This is a genomic window from Phytoamicus setariae, from assembly GCF_016722925.1.
GTDB classification, from domain to species: Bacteria; Pseudomonadota; Alphaproteobacteria; order Rhizobiales; family Rhizobiaceae; genus Rhizobium_E; species Rhizobium_E setariae.
Window position 1 is genome coordinate 26,166 of record NZ_JAEQNC010000020.1, and the last position, 22,210, is coordinate 48,375.

Here is a 22,210-nt window from a genome sequence, read left to right on the forward strand (position 1 = left end):
TGTCACGTTGCTCCCACGCCCCAATGCCAGAACGATCGTTCTTCCGTCGTCAGAAGGCGGCTGAGCACCATCTTGTGGACTTCGTCGGCCCCGTCGACCAGCCGCGCCTGACGGGCATAGCGGTAGATCCATTCGAGCACCGTGTCGGTGGAGTAACCGCGTGCACCATTGATTTGTATGGCTGTATCCGCTGCCTTGTGAAGCAGGTTGGCGACATGCACCTTGGCCATCGACACCTCCTTGCGGGCAAAGCCGCCGCGATCGAGTTCCCAGGCGGCTTTCATCACCAGCAGGCGACCGATCTCGATGCCCATGGCGAGATCGCCAAGCATGATCTGGATGCTTTCCCGGTCGGCGAGCCGAACACCGAAACCATGACGCTCGGCGGCATAGGCGGAAGCGATCTCGACGCAGCGCTTTGAAAGCCCGAGCCAGCGCATGCAATGGGTCAGCCGCGCCGGCCCGAGGCGGATCTGCGTAAGCTTCATGCCCTGCCCTTCGCCGAGCAGCACATTTTCCGCCGGAATTTCCAGGCCGTCGAATTCCAATTCGCAATGGCCGCCGTGCTCCTCCGGCCCCATGATGCCGATGCGGCGGACGATCCGCCAGCCGGGCTGGTCCTTGTGAAATAGAAATGCCGTCAGCCCATGGCGGGGATCGTCCGATGTTCTCGCCACCAGAATGAAGTGGCTTGCCTCGCCGGCACCGGTGATGAACCATTTGCGGCCATGGACAACATAGTTGCTGCCCTTTTTCTCGGCGCGGGTCTGTATCATTGAAGGGTCGGAGCCGCCGCCCGGATGCGGTTCAGTCATGGCGAATGCCGATTTTACCGAGCCATCTTCGATCGGGGTCAGCCAGCGCTTCTTCTGCTCCACCGTCGCCACCCGGTCCAGGACCATCATGTTGCCGTCATCGGGGGCAGCGGAGTTGAAACAGGCCGGGCCGAAGATGGAACGGTTCATTTCCTCATAGCAGACAGCCATGCCCACCTTGCCGATTGAAGGCCGGCCGGGGCGATCGAGTTGCAACGTCCACAGCCCTTCGGCCTTCGCCCTGGCGCGGACCTGGTCGAGCAGCTCCATGGTAATATTGCCATGCTCATCAAAGGAAGAATGGTCGCTTTCAAGCGGCAGGATCTCAGCCTCGACAAAGCGGCTGATCCGGGCTCTTAAGTCCTCGATAGTGGGAGAAATATCGAAATTCATCTGGCCCTCACAAGGATGAAACAAGGTGGCCGCCATCGACCACGAGCGCGGATCCGGTCATGTAGCTGCCGGCTTTGGAGCAAAGCAGCAGCAATGGCCCGTCCAACTCTTCGGGCAAGCCGAGACGCCGGCTCGGGATGCGATTGACAAGCGCTTTACCCGCCTCGCTTTGGAAGAAATCCCGGTTGATCGGTGTTTCGATGTAGCCGGGGCAAAGCGCATTGACGCGGATGCCATGGCGCGCCCATTCGAGCGCCATGGATTTCGTCAGCTGGATCACTGCTGCCTTGGAAGCCGCATAGGCCGCGAGGTGTCCTATGACCCGCAGGCCGAGTATCGAAGCGATATTGACGATCGTTCCGCCGTGGCCCTGATCACGCATGCGCCGCGCCGCAGCCTGGGCAACCAGGAATACCCCCTTGAGGTTCGTATCGATTACCGCGTCGAAATCGGCTTCACTCTGGTCGATGACAGCCGCTCCGCCACTGATGCCGGCATTGTTGACGACGATATCGACCTCGCGGTCGATGGACGCAAAGAGTTGCTCCACGCCATTCGACACAGTGACGTCCAGCGCGATAGCCTCGGCGCTGCCGCCACGGGTCCGGATTGCCAGCGCATTTTCTTCGATAGCAGTCACATTGCGCGCGGCAAGGATCACATGGGCGCCCTGACTGGCCAAAAGCGTGGCGAAATGCAAACCGAGCCCGCCTGAGGCTCCTGTTACGAGTGCAGTCTTGCCAGAGATATCCTCAAACAATGCGATCTCCTCCTGACGTGTTTTCGACCACGACAGCGATGCCCTGTCCGCCACCAATGCACATCGTCGCCAGGCCATACCGGCCGCCGATGCGGCGCAGTTCGTAGACGAGCTTTATAAGGATAATCGCGCCCGATGCTCCAACCGGATGGCCGAGTGCAATCGCCCCGCCGTTCGGGTTGGTCTTGTCGGCAGGAAATCCGAGTTCGCGCGCCACGCCGCAGGCCTGGGCGGCAAACGCCTCGTTGGATTCGATCACGACGAGATCGGCGACCGTAAGCTTCGCTCGTGCGAGTGCCTGTCTCACGGCCGGCACCGGACCCAGCCCCATGACATCGGGCGCAACGCCGCCCAGGCCGTAGGAAACGATCCTCGCCAGCGGCGTGACACCCCGCGCTTCGGCAGTGCTGCTATCCATCAGGACCAGCGCCGCAGCCGCATCGTTGATGCCGGAGGAATTGCCGGCAGTGACGGTGCCGTCCTTCTTGAACACCGGCTTGAGGCCTGCGAGATCGCCCTCGGTCACATTTCCGCGTACATGCTCGTCTGTCTCGAAAACACGTTCCTTCTTTCCCTGGCCGACGGTCACGGGCAGGATCTGCTCGCGAAAACGGCCTTCCGCAATGGCGGCGGCGGCGCGCTGTTGGGATGCGAGCGCGACCTGATCCTGCTCCTGGCGCGATACACCCACCCGCTCGGCGACATTTTCGCCGGTATTGCCCATATGCCCAGCGCCGAAGGGATCCTGCAGCGCACCCAGCATCATGTCGACGGCGGTGACATCGCCCATTTTGGCGCCAAAACGCGCCTTGCTCAGCAGATGACCCGTGCGGCTCATGCTTTCAGCGCCGCCTGCAAGCACAATATCGGCATTTCCGAGCAGAACTTGCTCGGCCGCCGTGACGACGGCCTGCAGACCGCTGCCACAGAGCCGGTTGACGGTCAGCGCCGGGGATGTTTCCGGCACGCCTGCTTTAATCGCTGCCACGCGAGAGAGGTACATATCCTTCGGCTCGGTATGGATGACATTGCCGAAAACGCTCTGCTGGATATCGGCCGGCGCGCAGCCCGCACGCGCAATCGCTTCCCGCGCCACGGCAGCGGCCAGATCCGTGGGCGGGAAGTCCGCAAGCGAACCGCCAAAACTGCCGATGGCGGTGCGCACTCCTGAGACGATGACGACTTGGCGATCCATTGCATTTTCCTCGATATGGCGGGTCAGGCGCTGAGTTCAGCGAGACCTTCGAATAGTTTCAGGGCTTCGGGATTGGCGAGCGCGTCCTGGTTCTTCACGGCAAGCCCATGCACGATGTTGCGGACCGCAAGCTCGCTGATCTTTCCGGACTTGGTGCGCGGAATGTCAGCGACGGCGACAACGCGAGCCGGCACATGCCGGGGAGAAAGATTGTCCCGGATTTTTAGCCGGATTCGATTGCGAAGCCGGTCGTCCAGTGTGACATCCTTTGCCAGCCGGACAAACAGCACCGTGCGGACGTCATTGTCCCAGATCTGCCCGATGCACACGGCCTCGACAATTTCCGACATCTGCTCGACCTGACCGTAGATTTCGGCCGTGCCGATCCTGACGCCGCCCGGATTGAGCGTCGTATCGGAGCGACCGTATATGACCATGCCGCCATGTTCGGTCCATTCGGCGAAATCGCCATGGCACCAGACGTTGTCGAACTTGCCGAAATAGGCTTCGTGATATTTCGTTCCGTCGGGATCGTTCCAGAACATCACCGGCATGCACGGAAATGGCTTGGTGCAGACGAGTTCACCCTTGTCTCCGACGACCGGAGCCCCGTCGTCACTCCAGACATCCATCGCCATACCGAGGCCGGAGCCCTGGATCTCCCCACTCCAGACGGGCAGGATGGGAACACCGACAACGAAGCCCGAAACGATATCGGTTCCGCCGGAAATCGATGCGAGATGGACATCGTTCTTGACCGCTTCGTAGACATAGTCGAACGACAAGGGCGACAACGGCGAGCCCGTCGAGAAAATCGTCCGGACCGAAGACAGCCTGTGCGTATCGATCGGACGCAAGCCGGTTTTGCGCAGTCCGTCGATGAATTTGGCCGAGGTGCCGAAATGGGTGATCTGCTCAGCGTCCGCATAATCGAACAAAACATTGGCATCAGGATAAGCGGGCGAACCGTCGTAGAGAACCAGTGTCGCACCCGATGCGAGTGCTGTCGCCAGCCAGTTCCACATCATCCAGCTCAGTGTCGTGAAATAGAAAAGCTTGTCGCCGTCACGGATGTCGGCATGCAGCCGATGTTCCTTGACATGCTGGATCAGCGTGCCGCCTGCCGAATGGACGATACATTTGGGAACGCCAGTGGTGCCTGACGAGAACAGGATATAGAGCGGGTGATCGAAAGGCAGAGGCTCAAAACGCAGCGGGGCCACCGCGATAGGGGCAATCAATGAATCGAGGCTGATTGCGTTGGCAATGCTACCTGCGACGGCATCCGCGTCGCCGATGTAACGCACGACAATCGTCTGTTGCGGCTTTAGCTCCGCCGCGATTGCCGCAACCTTGTCTCCCACCTCGAACGTGTTGCCGTTGTAGTGATACCCGTCGCAGGCAATGAACAGTTTGGGTGCGATCTGCGCAAAACGGTCGAGCACGCCCTGCTTGCCGAAATCGGGCGAACAGGACGACCAGATTGCCCCGAGTGATGCCGCTGCCAGCATGCACGCGATGGCCTCAGGCACGTTGGGCAGCATTGCCGCAACCCGGTCGCCGGGCTGCAGGCCGGCATTTGAAAATGCCTGTTGCAGCCGGGAAACGAGCGCGCGCAACTCGTCCCAGGTGAGATGTCGCTCAACCTTGTCCTCGCCCCGAAAGACGATCGCATCCGTCCCGCCGGTCTTCCAGAGCAGGTTTTCCGTAAAGTTCAACCGGGCTTCAGGAAAGAACGAAGCTCCCGGCATGCGTTCGCCATCAGCAAGAACCACCCTACCACGCTCGCCGCGAAGCCCGCAGTAGTCCCACACGAGCGACCAGAAGGCTTCACGATCATCAACCGACCATGCATGTAGCTCCTGGTAGTTAGCAAGCGTCTTGCCCGTCGCTTTTGCAGCAGCCGTCATGAAATCCGACATGGCGCTTGCCCGAACGCGCGCGGCAGAAGGTGACCACAATGGCTGTTCAGCTGGCATGTCTTTCATGTCCTCTTCAAACCGTTTCAATCATAGTGTCGCATGATAGGCGAGCGGAGTTGCGGCCAGCGATATCTCGTATTGCCCGCCGCCATAAAGCAGCGGCGTACCCTCCGAGACGTCGATACCGACCACCTGGCCGAAGAAGATGTCATGGGTGCCGATCGTCACGACCTTGATGACCTGGCAGGCAAAGCTCGCGAGCGCGTCCTCCATGACTGGTACACCCAGAGCGCCTTCGGACCATTGCCCGATTTCGAAGCGCGCTTCGCCGGAAAGACCCGATGAGAACCGGTCAGCGAGATGGCGATGCTTCGGCCGCAGGATGTTGACCCCGAACGCACCGGTGCTCTCGATCTGGTCGTGAATGCTGGCGCCGAGATTGATCCCGACAAGCAGGATCGGCGGTTCGGCACTGACGGAGCAAACCGCAGTTGCCGTCATGCCGTTGCGTCCTGCAGCGCCGCCGGCAGTGATGATCGAGACCGACGAGGAAAGCCTGCGCATCCCCTTCTTGAAGTCCGCTTGCAGAACTGCACCCGGTTGCGGCTGTTCCTGTGTAACCATTGCTACCTCCCGCATCTGTCTCTCACGCCATCACATTGTGCAGCAGATTTGCACCGTTTATCGGATCGAACGCATGACAATGGCCGGGCTCAATGCGCAGCGCCACTTCTTGACCAAGGCTAAGCCCGGCAAGACCGCGCATCTGCGCTTTCAGGATGATATCGCCCGCGATGATGTCGACTATCGAATAGGCACCGAGCGGTTCTGTCTCGTATACCTTGAAATTCGAGCCATGCCCCTGGGCGCCGCCGCCTTCGTGCAGGCTAAGATCTTCGGGTCTGATGCCAAGCACGATGTCACGGTCGGACAGGCCATTGTCGAGATTCACCTCGAGATCGAGCTTGCTGGCGCGGAAGCGCCCGGAAACGATGCTGCCTTCGATAAAATTCATCGGCGGCGATCCCACCAGCTCGGCCACATAGCGCGATGCCGGGTTGTTGTAGATCTCATCAGGCGACCCGATCTGGGCAATCCGCCCATTCTCCACGATGGCCATGCGATCGGCGATCGACATGGCCTCTTCCTGGTCATGGGTCACATAAACCAGCGTGTGGCCGACTTCCCGCTGCAGGCGCTTGAGCTCCACGCGCATTTCCTCGCGCAGCCGGGCATCCAGCGCCGCGATCGGCTCATCCATGAGATAGGCGCTCGGCTTTCGAACCAATGCCCGGCCGATGGCGACGCGCTGACGTTCGCCGCCGGAAAGCTGGGCCGGAAATTTTTCCAGCAAAAGTGTTATATGCAACTTCTCAGCGACGCTTTTCACTCGGGCATCGATGATGGCCTGTGTTTCACGGCGTTCCCGAAGCGGAAACTCCATGTTTTGCCGTGCCGTCAGGTGCGGAAAGAGCGCAAGGTTCTGAAACACCATGGCGAGGTCACGGTCGGCCGGCGGCACGTCCGTGACGTCCCGACCGCCGATCAGCACACGCCCGCTATCGGCATGTGCAAGCCCGAGAAACAGACGCAAAATCGTGCTCTTGCCCGAACTCGGCGGTCCGAAGATGCAGAAGAATTCGTTGTTTTCGATCTTCAGGTCGATTCCATCTACGGCCACCGTGTTGCCGTAAGCCTTGGTGACATTGACGAGTTCAAGCGTTGACATGACGCGCCTCCATCCGAAGTGCCGCACCGCTTTTGGTGTCGAACAGATGGCATTTGGGTTCGGGCATGATGATCTTGAGCGCCTGGCCCAATCCAGTCCTGAAGCGTTTTTCGGTGATGACCTTCATCCGAACCTCGCCCTCGCCCAAGTGGATGGTGGTGCGTGGGCCGATCGGCTCGACGAACGTGGCGGGCAGCGTCAACCCGGGTCTCGGGTCGCTGGTATCGGCCAGTTCAACATCTTCCGGACGGATGCCGAAGGTGACCTCACGTGACTTCGACGACAGAAGTCGTGTGGCCAGCGGCCCGTCTGCCGTAAGGGCGAGATTGCAGGCATTCTTGAAAGACATGGCCGTCCTGCCACTCTCCTCCGTCACAACCGCGGTGATCAGGTTCATGCTTGGGCTGCCCATGAAATTGGCAACAAAGGTATTCGCGGGCGCATTGTACACCTCTTCCGGGGTGCCGAACTGCTGCAGAACGCCGTTGCTCATCACCGCGATCCGATCGGCAAGGCTCATTGCCTCGATCTGGTCGTGGGTCACGTAAACCATCGTCTGCTTGAGCGCGTGCTGCAGGTGTTTGAGCTCCGTCCGCATAAAGGCACGGAATGCTGCATCGACATTGGACAGCGGCTCGTCCAGCAGGAAGATCGCCGGTTCGGCGATGGCGGAACGCCCGATCGCCAGTTTCTGCATTTCGTTGACGCTGAGCCGCGCCGACGGCCGGTCCAGCTTGTCCGACAGCCGCATCAGCGCGGCGATATCAGCCACTCTTCTGTTTATTTCCTGGCGTGGAACACCGCGTACCCTCAGCGCAAATGCCAGGTTTTCCCGCACGCTCAAATGCGTAAAGATCGCATAGTTCTGGAAAACAAACCCAATTCCACGCTTATTGGCAGGCAGGCCGGAAATGTCGCGGCCGTCGAAGCGGATCTCGCCGGACGTCGGATGCTCGATACCGGCGATCATGTTCATCGTCGTGGACTTGCCGCAGCCGCTCGGCCCCAGCAAGGCCACGAACTCGTTATCGCGAACATTCAGCGTCAGGTCATTCACCGCCGTGGCGGGGCCGAATGTCTTGGTCAGGTTGATAAGGTCAATCGAAGCCATCGTAAATCCGAATTCCTATGCGTTGCCAGCCGTGACGCCTGCCATGCGGCGGCGGCCGGCAGCCTTCAGGGAAGCCATCAGACCCAGCGCGATCAGCGACATCGACAGCACGATGGCCAGTCCGAGCGCCGAAACATAGGCCCATTCGAGATCGCCGTAGGTGCGCTTGTAGATGTAGAGGGAGAGCGTTTCGGTCGCGACACCCGGTCCACCCTTGGTCATGATGTACATGATGTCGAACAGTTTGAGCCCTTCGATAAAACGGATCCCGATCGCAATCGCCATGACGGTCTTGATGCGCGGGATCGAAATGCGCCACAGCACCTGCCCCCCATTGGCACCGAGCAGCCGCGCTGCCTTGATCTGGTCTTCCGGCACCGACATCAGGCCGGCCAGCAGGATCAGAAACACCATCGGCGTCCATTGCCAGACCTCGCCGACGATCACGGCGACCAGGGCAAGCTTTTCATCCGCCAGCCACACAACCTCGAACGGCTGGCCGATCACGGCCGAAATGATCTGGTTGATGGGGCCTGTGCTCTGGAAGAGCATGAGGAACATGTAGCCCGCCACGGCCGGCACGACCATCATCGGCATGAGGATCAACGTGTAGTAGACCGGCCGCATGCGGAACTTGTCTACGAATAGCAGTGCAAGACCGAAGCCGAAGACGAATTCCAGCGCGCAGGCGATGATGACGATGAAAAGTGTCCGCCCCAGCGCTGCCATCAGCTTGTTGTCGTTGAAAATTTCGACGTAATTATCGAACCAGGCAAATGACGTATAGGCTTCGGTCCAGGGGATGCCATCGAGCGGCGTCCACCAAGTCAGGCTGATATAGACGGTGACGATCGTCGGAAAGACGACGATGAACAGCAGCAGCAGCTGTGCCGGCAGCGTGGTGAAAAGGCCGATCTGCGCGCTCTTCCTGGCACCGATCGCTTCGGCAAGCTTGCCGGCGCCGCTGTTGCTGGGTGTGGACGAGCCGCTCATTGCTTCAACGCTCCGAAAGTCAGGCCACGCACGAGGTGCTTCTGGATCAGGATGCCCAGGATCAATGGCGGTACGATTGCGATCAGCCCGAGCGCTGCCTTCGCGCCATAGAGCTGGCCAGTCTGGGCAGTGTTCAGGTCGTTCATGAAGACGGGAATGGTGATCCATTCCTTGCGCGTCAAAAGCAGCGCCATGATGTAGTCGGACCAGTTGAGAATAAACACGAAGAGTGCCGTGGTGGCGATAGCGGGCTTAACCAGCGGTAGCGTGATCTTGTAGAAGATGCCCCAGGAACTCGCGCCTTCGATCATCGCCGCTTCTTCGAGTTCCACCGGAACTTCGTCCAGGAATGTCAGCATCAGCCAGAAGCCGAATGGCAGGGTCACGATGCCATAGATCAGCGACAGCCCCCACCAGGTATCGATGAGATCGAGATAGGCCCACATGATCATGATCGGGATCATCACGGCGAGCGGCGGAAACATCCTCAGCTGGATGAGCGAGAACGGTAGGTTCTTGCCCCATCTGTGACGCGAAAATCCGTAGGCTGCCAGCGAGCCGACCACGGTGGCGATGAGGGTCGCGACCGACGAGACCAGGACGCTCGCCAATACCGGTTGCCATGCTGTCCGTTCCATGACGGTCGACGTGCCGTAGGCTTCGCTCTTGCCCGTGAAAATGTATTCGAAATTCGCCAATGTCGGCGCTTGCGGCAGCCAGGTGACGGTGCCGGCAGCGCTCGTCCATTCGAGTGGCGGCTTGAAGGCCATGCTCGCCATCCACGCAATCGGAAACAGCGCGACGATGATTGCCAACACGATCACCGCATGGCGAAAAATATCTCTGAATTTCATTGGCGGACTACTCCGACTGCATAGGCTGAAGAGTGGCCGCGCTTGGAAGCGCGGCCACTGTCGGCTGTTTTGTCTACTCGACGGATGTCGGCCATGCGGCCGCCTGGGCGCGAATTGCCGCGACAGTTTCGTCCTTGCGCTTGGAAATGATTTTCTTCCAGGCCTTTTCTGTCGCCGCCATCGCTTCCTCGGCGGTCATCTTGCCGGTCAGCGCGGCCTGCAGATTTTCATCCAGCGCGTTGTCGAGGGCAGCCTGTCCGGCAAAGTTGATCGAAGGCACGGCATGGGCGATCGTGTCCTTGATCGGATCCATCATGTATTCGTTGACATTCGTACGAACATTCGGATCCGCGAGGTTTGCGAGCTGGAACGGGTCGCAGCCACCGACCGGGTTGCCGCAAAGGCGGCTGTAGGTGCGGGTCGAGCTGATATACTGCAGGAACAGATATGCAGCTTCCGGGTTCTGGGATTTCGCCGCCACCGAAGCGGTGACGTTGAAATAGATTACCGACCGGCGCACAAGCTTGCCGTCGACCCTGCTGCCCACCGGCTTCCACGCCGACAGCTTGCCCGTCAGCGGCGTTGCCGGCTTGCCGTCCTTCATCTTGTCGTTGATGGCGGCCATGTTGGAATAGGTCATGGCCATGCAAGCCTGCAGGTTCGCCATTGCGCCATATTGTTCGGCCCAACCCCAGGTCAGGTTGTCCTTGGAGGTCCACTGGGCGCTTCTGATATGCGCTTCAGCCGCCTTGATGCCTTCCGGCGTCGTCAGGGTCGGGTTGGCATCCTCGTCCAGCCAGTTGTTGTTGGGAGCCTTCATCGAGGCGAAGCGTGCATAGAAGTTCGACAGGCCCCAGAACGGACCGAGGAGGTTGGCATGGCCCATGCCATGGCCGTGGAAATATTCCGAGATGTTGTCGATCTCGTCCCAAGTGGACGGCTGTGCAGGGATGTCATAGCCGAATTTGGACTTGAACGCCGCCATGTGTGTCGGGTCGGTCATCAGGTCCTTGCGGTACTGCCAGCAGACGAAGTCGCCGTCGAGCGATGCCACATAGTTCGAGCCATTGTACTTGTAGAGCAGTTCGCGAATCTGCGGCGTCGGTGTGCCACGGTCCGGGTCACCCCAATCCGGCTGGTATTTTTCCACATACTCGTCGAGATTGAGGGCGCCCTTGGCGCTTACGAGGTCGCCGATATTGTTCCACGAATGGGTATAGAGGTCGTAGGTACCGTTGCCCGTCGTGACATCCTGGAGAACCTTTTTCCAGATTTCACCGGCTTCCGTGCTGACGATATCGAGCTTGATGCCCGTTTCGCGTTCCCATGTTTCCTTGACGGATTCGCCGCCGCCTGGTGGCGGGCTGATAAGCTGCGGCACACAGGATGCGACAAACAGAAGCGTCAGCTTTTCCGGTGCCTTACCGGCTGCCTTGAGCGCCTTGATGCCCTCGATGGCGCGCCCCTCGGACATGCCTGAATTGTATTGATAGAGTTCGGAGCCCGCGAAATTGTCGGGACCGCCGGTCATACCGGCAGAGAGACCCGCCGCATACGCACTGCGGGGATTGAAAAAGCCGGGCAGCGGCGCAAGCGCACCGATTGCAGCGGCTCCCGTACCGGCCATGAAGGCACGGCGGCTGGGACGTAACACGTTAGACAGACTCTTGGACGCACTCATTTAGTTCCTCCCTTGGTTTAAATGAGACTCAATCAGTATCCGCCGGCACCGCAAATCTGCGGTGCTCCTCCCGGCGGCTACGGATTGTCAGGCAGCCTTTTCCTCTATGGAAAGTGTTGGCAGCACCTCGGTTTTCAGTGCTGTGAGCGATTCCCGATACGACGACATCTCCTCCAGATGGTCGTAGCCGACATGCAGCAGGGTTCCGAAATCCCCAACCTTGTCACGCAGACGCGCGAGCCTGTCGGCAACCGTCTTCGGGCTTCCCACGGCCCAGACATGGTCGGCGAGATATTCGACGGTGACATCCGAATCCGGCACCGACTGGTCGTGCTTGCAGGCGCCGATCGCGCCGAGCTTGGCAAGCAGCGGCAACATGTAATTGCGCCAGCTTTCGCCCATGGAGCCGTTGATGCAGCGCTTGCGGGCTTCGGCGTCAGTCTCGGCGACATACATCTCGACGCCGATGCGCCAACGCGAGCGGTCGGCCGGCTTGCCGGAGGCTTCCGCACCTTCCTCGAAGGCCTTCCAGTGCGAGACGAGATAATCCGGGCTCCAGGCAAGGCTCATGGGCAGGAAGCCACGCAGACCGGCAAAGCGCAGCGTCGGCGACGAGTTGCTCAGCCCGGCGATCGCAATATCGGGATAGGGCTTCGTCAACGGCTGCATATGATAGGCAAGGCCCATCTCCGGCATTCCGGCCGTCCGGCCACCCTTGTAGTAGGTGCCGTGATGCTGGAAGGGACCGTCGCTGGTCCAGAATTTCACCATCAGGTCGAAGGCCTCGACCATCATGTCGCGATTTTCACCGGCCGCGCCGTCGACACCGAACAGATCGCAATCCGTCGGCAGGCCGCCCGCGCCGATGCCGACCATGAAACGACCACCGGAAATATGGTCGAGCCACATGATGCGGTGAGCGAGTTCAGCAGGCAGGTGATACGGCAGCAGGAATGCGCCAGCACCCAATCGGATCTGCTTGGTCTTGACGAAAGCCTGCGCGATCAGGATGTCCGGGCAAGGCAGCGGCTCGCGCTTGCAAGTGTAATGCTCGCCCACCCAGGCTTCGCTGTAGCCCAGGCCATCGATAAATTCCAAAGTGTCGAGATTGTGCGAATGCGCATCCGCATAGCGTCGATGCTCCGGATGGTTGGGCATCATGAAGTAGCCAAGTTTCATCGCGCTTTCCTCCCTATGCGGCGCCGGCAATATCGAGCTCCTCAACCCGATTTTTATTCCACTATCATATGTTCCTATTGTCCGACAATGGGTCAAAACAAAAAATGTGATGCATAGTCAGATCAGCCAAAAGGAAAGACGCAAACTTCTGGGAAGATGGCGACGTCGAACCGCCGACCGAATTCTCATCGGTCGAGCGCACACTAAAATGTCTGATATTGCCTGCCTGGAAGCGTGCTCAGCCGTCGGCGCCTGGCAGCCGCACCGGACCATGGAAATCGAAACCGGCGATCACATGGCCTCGCTTGAAATCCTCGATGTGCTTGCGCATCCAGGTTTCTGCCGTATCGGCATCGCCACTGGCGATCGCCTCATAGATTTTTCTATGTGCCTCGAGCAGGCGATAGCGCGCCTTGGGCGACGCTCGGTAAAGTCGCCTGGTGGAATTGTAGAGCAGCAGCCCGAGCGGCTCTTCAGACAGAACAAGGACACGGTTCTGCGTCGCCTGCGAGACGAGGCTGTGGAACTCCACGTCGAGGCGTATGATGGTTGCGTCATCGTGCAACCGCTCCTCGGTCTCGGCGACATTCGCCTCGATCAGCTTCAGGATGTCCTTCGGCGCCCGCTCCGCCGCATAGCGAGCAGAAAGCGGCTCCAGCACGATCATCATCTCCCACAGCTCGGCAAAGGTGACGCTGTGCAGGCTCATCGCACGGCTGGTATATTGCGCGATTTCCGAACTTTCCGGAATGCTGACGATCAGCTTCTTGGCGCCCGCGCGCTTGATGAAGCCTGCATTTTCAAGTGCGCGCAGTCCTTCGCGCAGCGTCGAGCGGTTCACACCCAGCTGTTCGGCGAGCGTATGCTCGGTCGGCAGCGCCTCACCCGGCTTGATCTTTCCGCTGATGATCTGCTCTTCAATGGCCAGCGAGACACGTTTGTAGCTCGGCATCGCATCTATAGCCTCGAAGAGCGCCTTACCTTCCATAGTACCGCCTGAGATTCCCGGATTCGTACAGATATTAGCATCTGTTGGATGCGAAGCGTCATACCTGCGATTGAAAATACGTTGAAATTTGCAAGAGAACCCTTCCTTAACAGAAGCCTCAGCAGTTGCAACCGGGCCAACGGGGCACCACTTCGCAACTACCTTGTTTGTTGCCGGCGTTTAGCAAGGCTATTCTTCAGCAGCCTCCGTGGAACCGCATTGCATAGGCCGGCCCGTCCATGGCCTACGCGCCTCGCATGACCCGCCGGACACGAACCGAAACGGGGCGATTGCGGCCTGTATCGACGGTTGTGATGCACCGAATTCACTAGCCTCTATTTCTTTGAGTTCATAAGATATTCAGCGACCGCTTCGTAGGCCGGAAGCGATGTCACATCGTTGGCCGCGTTGCCGGCGGTGGGGTGGGAGGAAATGCTCAACCGGTCCTGTCTTGTCCTGGTACTACGTCTAAGCATGGCCGGAGGAGACAGACAGCAGGAGGTCGAGTGCGAGAAAAGACTTACCAACCCCTGAAGCCCCATAAATCAGGAAGATGGCCCCCTCATGGATGAGGCCGTCAACAAGATAGGAGCGCGGTGTTGCACCGCTATAGAACGACTCCCACGTTGAGCCAAGTTTGCCGACAAGGGCGTGTCGGTACGCAATCGCTCTGCAACTCATGACATTTGTCGCCAAATGCCATGAGTTGACTGTCGCAAGCCGGTATCGCGCATTATTTCACGAAGTCGGCATCTTGTCGAATTTCGGCAGTGCCGGATCGAGGTGATCCCAGGCATGTCCGGCTGCGGTCCAGGACACCAGTTGTGGCTTATAGCAGCTTGGGTCGTCTAGGCTTGCCGGCGTGACGATGAACACATCCGGCATGTCGGGAAATGTCAGGTAGACGGACGAACCGCATGTCGGGCAAAAGGCACGCCGCTTCACGGTTCCGCCATCGCCGACGGTCTGCCAACGCGATACTTCTCCCTCGACCTTCACCTGCGCTGCAACAAAAGTCAGGTGCGATTGATGTCCGGTGCCGCTGTCACGCTGACATTGCCGACACTGACAGTCAATCATGACGGCCGGTTCACCTGATATCTCGTAGCGGATCGCGCCACAGGCGCAGCCACCGGTATAGGACCTGTTCATGTCGTTCTCCTGTTGCTTCAATGCAGCGTTTGCGAAGCCGCTTCTTCGGCGACCACTCTGTCGAGATTCTTGACCACCTTTTTCCAGCCTTCGCTCATGTTGCGGTAGGCGGTGTCGTTCTTCGGAAGCACGAAGCCGGAGTGGACCAGGCGCAGGCGCGTGCCTGTCTTGGCCTGGGAGAGGGTGAAGGTGACCACCGTCTCCAGTTTTGAGCCATAGCCGTCATTGCCCTCATGGCCGCCCTTCCACGCATAGGACAGCCGCTCATTCGGCACGACCTCCAGCACCTCGCAATGAATGGTGCCGTCCCATTCGCCTGCCGGATTGGTTTGAAAGGTGAAATGGCTGCCAGCCACAGGCTCGAAGCCCTTCGGCGCCATCAGCCAACGGCCGATCAGCTCGCCGCTGGTCAAGGCTTTCCAGATGACATCAGGCGCATGCGGGAAGACTTCGTCGACCACAATGGCCTGCGTGTCCGGAATCACGGCTTGGTTCATGGGTCGATTTCCTTCAGCAGGTTTCTCAAATCGGCGAAGCGTTCGCGCCAGAATACGCCATAGTGGCTCATCCAGTCGGCCAGCGGCTCCAGGCCGCCTGGCTGGGCACGATAATAGACATTGCGACCCTCAGGGCGCTCGCAGACAAGGCCGGCCTGTTTCAAGGACTTGAGATGTTGGGAGATGGCGCCCTGTGTGACACTGCTGCCGCGGGTCAACTCAACGACGGTGATCTCGTCGGAATTGACGATGCGCTCGAACACGGCCCGCCGCGTGGGATCGGCAAGGGCGCGCATGACAGCAGTTATGGTTTCAGCCTCGATCATGAACAACCAAATAGCAAGCGCTAATCAATTAGTCAATACTATTTGAATTGACCTGTGCGCCCTTTCAGCATCGCCGTAGTGGCTGCCTCCAGCCCGCATGTTCGGCACATGCATGGCTACGGCGATCGGATTTGGCCGCACCAAGCGGCCAAGTTTCACTACAGTCCTTTCGCTCTGAGTGGTGCCGGTGCTGCGGGTCGTGCCTGGCTCCAGAAGCACAATTTCGCAGACGACTTTTCCGAATGAAATCTACTCGCCAGTGGCGACATACTTAAATTCGCCCACGCGGCCGATGAGCTCGCCTCGTGCGATCCGTGGGCAGAGCAAACCGCACTGCACCTAAGCAACGTTATCTTCAACAGCAAGGCGAAGAAGCCGGTCAATGCTGCTCATGGGTAACGTTTCCTCAACATAGGCCGCCCCGAAAAACCCATAAAACGACAGTTCTTCTTCTGATTTTTGCCACGTCGCAGAATAGGGACTTTTGCAATCGCCGCAATGTCCGCTTCTGGCCCAAAGCGGACTTGGCCGGGCTTTCAGTTGGCTCGACCATTTTCGGAAGCCCCAAACCGGATATCCCGCGCAAACGGAAGGTGGCGGTGAACCACTCGGTGAGGACCTATAGGTCACCAGCTGGCATCTCGGCCTCCGAGTTCATCGTCCGGGACGATTTGAGGTTGGCGGCGAAGACTGGTGTAGGGTTCCACGTAGGCCATAGTGAATGCATCGCCGATCAAGCGGGTTATGGCATTGAGCGACGCGCCGATTGCAAGCCTCGGAAAGCTTAACCGTGGCAGTCTAAGGCGTCGGATGGCATTCGGAGCAGTGGGTGAGATATCAGTCATGGTGTCCTCCTGTAACCGTGAGAATGACACCGCTTCCCATTCAGGTCCTTGGCTCAGGCCTGAAGAGTCCTGAACAGCCCTGAAGTTCGCCTTTAGGGTCATCTTGGATTATCTTGTCCGCGAGGGACGGGTTTTGGCCATGGACGTGGTGTTTGGGAACTATCGTTTGAAACGAGCCGAACGGCTGCTGCTGGGGCCGGAAGGGCCGGTGGAGCTTTCAGCGCGTTCCTTCGACATCCTTGCCATATTGGTCGAGAGGCCAGATGAGGTGATCGGCAAGACCGAACTTTTCGATGCGGTTTGGCCCGGCCTGGTGGTAGAGGAGAACACCCTGCAGGTGCACATTTCGGCACTCCGAAAGCTGCTGTCTGCCGAGATGATCGTCACCGTGCATGGTCGCGGCTACAAATATGCCGGTCCCAAGCCCTTCATGGCTTCGACAGAGGCTACCGCACCATCCAGGCCATCCATCGCCATCCTTCCCTTCGACAACATGAGCGGCGACCCCGAGCAGGACTATTTCAGCGACGGAATTACCGAAGACATCATCGCTGAGCTTGGCAAGTTCAAGGAGTTTCTGGTCATCGCGCGGAACTCTTCCTTCCAGTTCCGCAAGGCGAATGACCTGGCCGAGGTGGCAAAGAAACTTGGCGTCCAATACGTCGTCGAAGGGAGCGTGCGGAAAATCAGCAACCGGGTGCGGATCACCGTGCAGCTGATCGATGCCTCCTCGATGGCGCATATCTGGGGTGAACACTACGACCGGGAACTCGATGACATTTTCGCGATCCAGGACGAAATCACCCAGATGACGGCAGCCCGTCTGGCCCGGCAGGCGAGAACCGCGATCGCATCGCGCGCCAGGGCCCGGCCGACCAACAATATGTCGGCTTATGAGTCTTACTTGCGGGCGCTGCAACTCGCAGCCGTCTATGAAACGGCCCACGAAGCAGAGCCCTTTCTGCGCCAAGCGATAAAGCTCGATCCGCAGTTTGCTGCCGCCCACGCCATGCTCAGTTTCGTGGAGACCCTCAAGTTTTTCTGGGTCTTCTACAACCCCGATCTTCTGCATTCCGGACTGGAGATCGCCAGAACCGCATTGCAGCTTGACCCCGACGAGGCCTATGGGCATCTCGCGACCGGCTTTGCTCTCTTGTTCTTGCGCCAATTCCGGCAAGCTGAAATCAGTCTTGACCGGGCTGTTTCGCTCAATCCGAACGACCCATTCATCCTTACTGTCCATGCGCTTCTCCTCAACTACACGAACAGGCCGGATGAAGCGCTTGGTGTCATCACTGAAGCCCAGCGCCGCGATCCATACGCGGTGGGCTGGTATGAAGACTTTTGTGGCGTCATGCTGACGACGGCTGAACGATATAGCGAGGCAACAGCCTGCTACGCGAAGATGGCAACTGTGCCACCGTGGTCGCTCATTCGGCTTATCGTCTGCCATTTCGAACTGGGCGAAATCAAGCTGGCGCAAGACGCACTCGCGAAGCTCAAGGCACATTGGCCCGGACGACGCATTGACGAGATCGTTGATTCGGAAGTGGATTTCTATGAGGATCCCGCCGTCTGTAGCCGATATCGCGCGATCGTGCAGCGCGTTGACGGGCAAGAATAAGCTCTTCCCAGGCCGCGCGCGGTACCGAGCTATAAGCACCCCGTCCACTCAGCGGCGAGAAGTCGGGGCATAAACGCGGCGTTGTCCGCCTTTGGCGCCAAGCAGATATCTAGCGAGGTGGCGCAGTTGGTTTTCGGCAGATTCGTTCCGCAACTCTCGATTTGACATCGACCACTCGCTCTTGTTGTGGCGCGAAACATGATATAAAGAAATCCTTATATCTTTATTTGGGAGCAGGATTTGCCCTTACCCTTGTTCGCTTTGTTTCTGGCTGCCTTCGCGTTCGGCACAACAGAATTTGTCATCGCAGGCATTCTCCCGGATGTGGCTGTGGGATTGGGTGTTTCGATCCCATTTGCCGGCTATCTGGTTTCTGGTTATGCGTTGGGCATTGCAGTGGGTGGGCCGCTATTGACCATGGCGACACGGCATGTTTCGCGCCGTACCATTCTCATCTTGCTTACGGTCGCGTTTTGCTTGGGGCAGATAGCGTGCGCACTCGCGCCCACCTTCGCCGCCATGCTCCTATTCCGCATTGCCACCGCCATCGCTCATGGTGCCTACTTCGGCATTGCAATGGTGGTTGCGGTCAGCTTGGTCCCGCCGGCGTTTCGGGGGCGTGCGGTGTCGGTGATCCTTGCGGGTTTGACCGTGTCGAACATCATCGGCGTACCGGCCGGCGCGGCTATCGGCGGAATTTGGGGATGGCGCGCAACATTTTGGGCAATGACTTTGATCGGTGTACTGGCATTGGTCGCCATATGGACTCTGATCCCACAAACGAAAGCCGAAACCCAGCAGCCCAGTCATTTGAGCCGTGAAGTTCGCGTGCTCGGCCGCCAGCAGGTCTGGACCTCTCTCATCATGATGCTCGCTCTGATGATCGGGCAAATGGTGCCGTTCACCTACATCACGCCGCTCTTGCGAGACGTGACGGGCCTTGATGCCATGGTTATTCCCTGGGTGCTCCTGCTCAATGGCGTCGGGGCAACGCTGGGTGTTCTGATAGGTGGGCGGCTGTCGGATTGGAAACTAATGCCATCGCTTATCGTAATGCTCGCAATTCAGGCGGGGATACTCGTCATTCTTTACGTGGTCAGCCCCTATCCATTGCTGATGACGGCGACGATTTTCGTTTGGGGTGCGCTTAATTTCGCAATCGGTGCCCCGATTCAGGCTCGTATTCTTATGTGGACTGCCGATGCACCGAGCCTGGCTTCCTCGCTCATCCCATCGGGGTTCAATATTGGAATTGCGATCGCAGCTGTCGTGGGAGCGGGTTTGCTTGATGGTGGATATGGCTATCGCAGCTTGCCAGTGCTGGGTGCTGTTGCACTTGCACTGGCCTGCGTGGTCGCTATCCTCTCTGCTGCAAGTGAAAAGCGCAGCGGTGCTGTCGCCCCACATGCAGCTGTGACGTAACTGTGCCCCTAGGTTCCCATTTGGCGGCCCAAAGCGGCCTTTCACCAACTGGACGCGGCATGCCTCAAACCAAGCAAACCGCGCCCGAGGAAATTAGGAAAGCTGACCAACGAAAGCCCGGATATCGTCAGCAAGGAGTTTCGGAACTTCGAGGCTTGGGAAATGCCCCCTCGTTCCATCACTGTCCATAGACGGATATCAAGCCACCGTTCGCCCCAGGCTTGGGGTGCCGGTAGGATGTCCTTTGGGAAATCGCAACAGCCACAGGTGCCCCCTGTTTAGGTGGCGGTGACATTGCACCGATGTCGCCGAATGCCTCGCGGTAGAGCCATTGAGACGATCCAATGGTTTGTGTGGCCCAATAGATAGTCAGGATCGTGCAGATAACGTCGAGCGAAACCTTGCTCTCGTCGGTCCAGGCTTGGAACTTCTGTGCGATCCACGAGGCCAGCCCAGCAGGTGAATCGTTTAGCGCGGCGGCAATGGTGTGGGGCTTCGCGGCGTGTAAGCACTAAGCACGCCACTGACATCGTCGAATATCCCGACAGTGGTAGGTTTCGAGTAATTCATGCGCCGACATCGCACCCCTCTCCGGATGACCAGCCGCTGGATATTTGGGGGGTGCGGGACGATGATGCGGACTATTGGGATGCGGGCTAAGTCAAACCTATGTCGATCACCCGCAAGTTCTCCTTTTGGGCATTCCGGACGGGGGCAAACGGCTGTTTTTGGCCCCAAGCGGAAATCATTTCCGCTTTGTCGGCTGCTATATGTCTGAAATTACAAGTCTCTGTGTCATCAGGCCCCCGCAACCAATCCATCCCCCACAACGTCCCGACACCCCAAGCAAATCTGCAAGGGGCTATTCGCGTTTCGACTTCACCGATCCGGATCACACCCGCGGTCGGATCGCATCGTAGACGTAAAGCTTGGCCCCCTTGACCTTGGGAACCGCAAGCACCTCAAAGTTCCCTTTGGCTTCGTCGCCCATGCCTAGCGAACCGGCCGGCATGCCGGGAACTGCCAGACCGGCGAGAGCGGGTTTTTCCAGCAGCAGCCGGGTGACCGACTTCAGCGGCACGTGTCCCTCAAGGAAATAGCCGTCGATCTCGGCGGTGTGGCAACCCTGTAGCTGTTCACTGATGCCGAAGCGCGTCTTTATCGGCGACAGATCGTCAAGATCGACGGTTTTGACCAGAAAGCCGGCATCTGCCATTGCCTTGCCCCAAAGGTGGCAGCACCCGCAGTTCGGATCCTTGTAGATCGTCATGGTCTTTGGTGATGCAGACGCTTTCACAGAGCCGAGAGCGGCTGTTGAAAGCGCCAGGCCACTGAGAAGTATATTGCGGCGGGTGATGTGCATGGCGGGGTCCTTTGTGTGTTTGCTCCCGGCGGGAGGTTATGGGATTCTGGATGGTCGGGCCATTGAATTGGATACTTCATTGGCTTTTCAGGTAGGCTATGTCGATCGGGGTTCTGCGACCGGGAAGGGCGACCGCTTCCTGGGTGACCCAGTTCGCCTTCGGGATCGGTCCGGTCAGATTCCCAAACAGCGAAACTGAAACGGCGAGCGGTGATTCAAACACTTTCGATACCGACTCAAGCCGTTGCGCAACGTTGACTACATCGCCGATGACTGTGTATTCGCTATGGCAACCTGCTTCGATGACGCCGCCGACGACGGGGCCGAAGTGAAGTCCGATACCGCTTTCCAGACTCGCAAGACCCTTGCTCCGGCAATGATTTTTCCAGTCGTCCAACGCGTCCACCAGGTCGAGTGCGCAGGCCAGCGCGCGGTCTGCGTCATCGACCGCAGCGGCGGGTTGACCGAAAACCGCCATCACGCCATCGCCGATGAACTTGTCGACCGTGCCGCCGTGTCGCAGCACGACGTCGGAGACGACATCGCGGTAAACGGCGAGAACATAGGCCAGTTCGTTGGCGGGCGCATTCTCGGCAAAGCGGGTGAAATCACGCAAATCCACGAACATGATCGCTGCATTGCGGCGCTCCAGCGCCAGTGAGGCTCCACCCTCTTCGAGGTCGGCGACAACGTGAGGCGAAAAAAACCGTGACAGGTTGATGCGCCTTTGGTCGGCGTCCAACGCCTCTCTTCTGGTTTGCTCGTGATCGGCGGCTATGAGATAGATGGCGAGCGCGGTGAAACCGAAGCTGATTGCCAGGCCCAGGTCGCGGTTGACGAGGTTGGCCAGCAGACCCGGAATGTCGGCTTCATGGTGGCGCATGCCCATCGCCAGGAGCATGGCGATCCATGATGTCAGGACGATTGCGGAGAAGATCAGGATCGGCGTTCGCTTCAGGCTGAGACCGACGTGATTGAGAAGAATGAATGCGACCACCAGGCTGGTCGTGGTCAGATTGTGATTGTCGGTCACGGGGGCGCCGAGGATGTGGGCATAGAGGATCACCCCGACCAGAACTGCATCGAGAACCACCGTCAAGGTGTGAAGCAACGTCCGTTCTGTGCGATAGCGCGCCGCGATCATCAGCGCCACGCTGGCGGCCATGTAGTTCATCACGACGACCAGATAGGTCCAACGTGTTGCCTCCTTCTCTCCGAGCAGGAGGTTTGCGATGAGGATGACGAACACGACAAAGCGTAACGAGATCGAGCGAAGTTCCCGGGAGGAACCGGAGCGCGGGTTCGTTTCAAACTTCATGGCCTGATCTGCCATTCGTCGCCTCTATCTGGTTTGGGGACCG

Annotated in this window: 20 protein-coding genes; 2 read left to right on the plus strand and 18 right to left on the minus strand. The window is 58.9% G+C overall.

Going from position 1 to position 22,210, the window contains the following annotated elements:
• Positions 1 to 2 precede the first annotated feature (2 nt).
• From JJB09_RS24705 to JJB09_RS24780, 16 genes are all read right to left on the minus strand, one after another.
• Positions 3 to 1,208, minus strand: coding sequence for an acyl-CoA dehydrogenase family protein (locus JJB09_RS24705; RefSeq protein WP_201663764.1), 1,206 nt, complete (start codon positions 1,206 to 1,208; stop codon positions 3 to 5).
• Positions 1,209 to 1,215: 7 nt separating this feature from the next.
• Positions 1,216 to 1,974 carry an SDR family NAD(P)-dependent oxidoreductase gene (locus JJB09_RS24710; protein ID WP_343229085.1) on the minus strand — a complete coding sequence of 253 codons (759 nt, stop codon included), beginning with the start codon at positions 1,972 to 1,974 and terminating at the stop codon, positions 1,216 to 1,218.
• A complete protein-coding gene (gene bktB, locus JJB09_RS24715; protein WP_201663766.1) occupies positions 1,961 to 3,163 on the minus strand; it encodes a beta-ketothiolase BktB in 1,203 nt (400 codons plus the stop codon). Before bktB ends, JJB09_RS24710 begins: the two co-directional genes overlap by 14 nt.
• Before the next feature lie 23 nt (positions 3,164 to 3,186).
• Positions 3,187 to 5,142 carry an acetoacetate--CoA ligase gene (locus JJB09_RS24720; RefSeq protein ID WP_201663809.1) on the minus strand — a complete coding sequence of 652 codons (1,956 nt, stop codon included), beginning with the start codon at positions 5,140 to 5,142 and terminating at the stop codon, positions 3,187 to 3,189.
• A 30-nt stretch (positions 5,143 to 5,172) separates the two neighbouring features.
• A complete protein-coding gene (locus JJB09_RS24725) occupies positions 5,173 to 5,709 on the minus strand; it encodes a flavin reductase family protein (RefSeq protein ID WP_201663767.1) in 537 nt (178 codons plus the stop codon).
• Positions 5,710 to 5,731: 22 nt separating this feature from the next.
• The gene (locus JJB09_RS24730; protein WP_201663768.1) at positions 5,732 to 6,814 is read right to left on the minus strand and encodes an ABC transporter ATP-binding protein; all 1,083 of its coding nucleotides are present in this window, start codon (positions 6,812 to 6,814) and stop codon (positions 5,732 to 5,734) included.
• Positions 6,801 to 7,925 carry an ABC transporter ATP-binding protein gene (locus tag JJB09_RS24735; protein ID WP_201663769.1) on the minus strand — a complete coding sequence of 375 codons (1,125 nt, stop codon included), beginning with the start codon at positions 7,923 to 7,925 and terminating at the stop codon, positions 6,801 to 6,803. The genes JJB09_RS24730 and JJB09_RS24735 overlap by 14 nt, the downstream gene beginning before the upstream one ends.
• A gap of 15 nt (positions 7,926 to 7,940) precedes the next feature.
• Positions 7,941 to 8,918, minus strand: a complete 978-nt coding sequence (locus JJB09_RS24740) for a carbohydrate ABC transporter permease (RefSeq protein ID WP_201663770.1) — start codon at positions 8,916 to 8,918, stop codon at positions 7,941 to 7,943.
• Positions 8,915 to 9,772 carry a carbohydrate ABC transporter permease gene (locus JJB09_RS24745; RefSeq protein WP_201663771.1) on the minus strand — a complete coding sequence of 286 codons (858 nt, stop codon included), beginning with the start codon at positions 9,770 to 9,772 and terminating at the stop codon, positions 8,915 to 8,917. The genes JJB09_RS24740 and JJB09_RS24745 overlap by 4 nt, the downstream gene beginning before the upstream one ends.
• 73 nt (positions 9,773 to 9,845) lie before the next feature.
• A complete protein-coding gene (locus JJB09_RS24750; RefSeq protein ID WP_201663772.1) occupies positions 9,846 to 11,453 on the minus strand; it encodes an ABC transporter substrate-binding protein in 1,608 nt (535 codons plus the stop codon).
• 87 nt (positions 11,454 to 11,540) lie between these two features.
• Positions 11,541 to 12,632 (minus strand): LLM class flavin-dependent oxidoreductase, encoded by a 1,092-nt coding sequence (locus tag JJB09_RS24755; protein ID WP_201663773.1) that lies wholly within the window; start codon positions 12,630 to 12,632, stop codon positions 11,541 to 11,543.
• Positions 12,633 to 12,870: 238 nt separating this feature from the next.
• Positions 12,871 to 13,620, minus strand: coding sequence for a FadR/GntR family transcriptional regulator (locus JJB09_RS24760; RefSeq protein WP_201663774.1), 750 nt, complete (start codon positions 13,618 to 13,620; stop codon positions 12,871 to 12,873).
• A gap of 468 nt (positions 13,621 to 14,088) precedes the next feature.
• On the minus strand, positions 14,089 to 14,301 hold the full coding sequence (locus JJB09_RS27190; RefSeq protein ID WP_201663775.1) for an AAA family ATPase: 213 nt from the start codon (positions 14,299 to 14,301) through the stop codon (positions 14,089 to 14,091).
• A gap of 57 nt (positions 14,302 to 14,358) precedes the next feature.
• Positions 14,359 to 14,772, minus strand: a complete 414-nt coding sequence (locus JJB09_RS24770; RefSeq protein WP_201663776.1) for a GFA family protein — start codon at positions 14,770 to 14,772, stop codon at positions 14,359 to 14,361.
• Between the two features lie 17 nt (positions 14,773 to 14,789).
• Entirely contained in the window at positions 14,790 to 15,269 is a 480-nt protein-coding gene (locus tag JJB09_RS24775; RefSeq protein ID WP_201663777.1) for an SRPBCC family protein, read from the minus strand.
• The gene (locus JJB09_RS24780) at positions 15,266 to 15,595 is read right to left on the minus strand and encodes an ArsR/SmtB family transcription factor (protein ID WP_201663778.1); all 330 of its coding nucleotides are present in this window, start codon (positions 15,593 to 15,595) and stop codon (positions 15,266 to 15,268) included. Before JJB09_RS24780 ends, JJB09_RS24775 begins: the two co-directional genes overlap by 4 nt.
• Positions 15,596 to 16,606: 1,011 nt before the next feature.
• On the opposite strand from JJB09_RS24780, the gene JJB09_RS24785 reads away from it, so the two are divergent.
• Together JJB09_RS24785 and JJB09_RS24790 are read left to right on the plus strand one after the other, a co-directional pair.
• Complete coding sequence (locus JJB09_RS24785; protein ID WP_246748967.1) at positions 16,607 to 18,064, plus strand: winged helix-turn-helix domain-containing protein; 1,458 nt, start codon at positions 16,607 to 16,609, stop codon at positions 18,062 to 18,064.
• A 240-nt stretch (positions 18,065 to 18,304) separates the two neighbouring features.
• Positions 18,305 to 19,486: an MFS transporter gene (locus JJB09_RS24790; RefSeq protein WP_201663780.1), complete on the plus strand. Its 1,182-nt coding sequence runs from the start codon at positions 18,305 to 18,307 to the stop codon at positions 19,484 to 19,486.
• A gap of 892 nt (positions 19,487 to 20,378) precedes the next feature.
• Here the strand turns inward: JJB09_RS24790 and JJB09_RS24795 are convergent.
• Together JJB09_RS24795 and JJB09_RS24800 are read right to left on the minus strand one after the other, a co-directional pair.
• The gene (locus JJB09_RS24795; protein WP_425523768.1) at positions 20,379 to 20,843 is read right to left on the minus strand and encodes a DUF411 domain-containing protein; all 465 of its coding nucleotides are present in this window, start codon (positions 20,841 to 20,843) and stop codon (positions 20,379 to 20,381) included.
• 82 nt (positions 20,844 to 20,925) lie between these two features.
• The gene (locus tag JJB09_RS24800) at positions 20,926 to 22,167 is read right to left on the minus strand and encodes an adenylate/guanylate cyclase domain-containing protein (RefSeq protein WP_201663810.1); all 1,242 of its coding nucleotides are present in this window, start codon (positions 22,165 to 22,167) and stop codon (positions 20,926 to 20,928) included.
• Positions 22,168 to 22,210 lie beyond the last annotated feature (43 nt).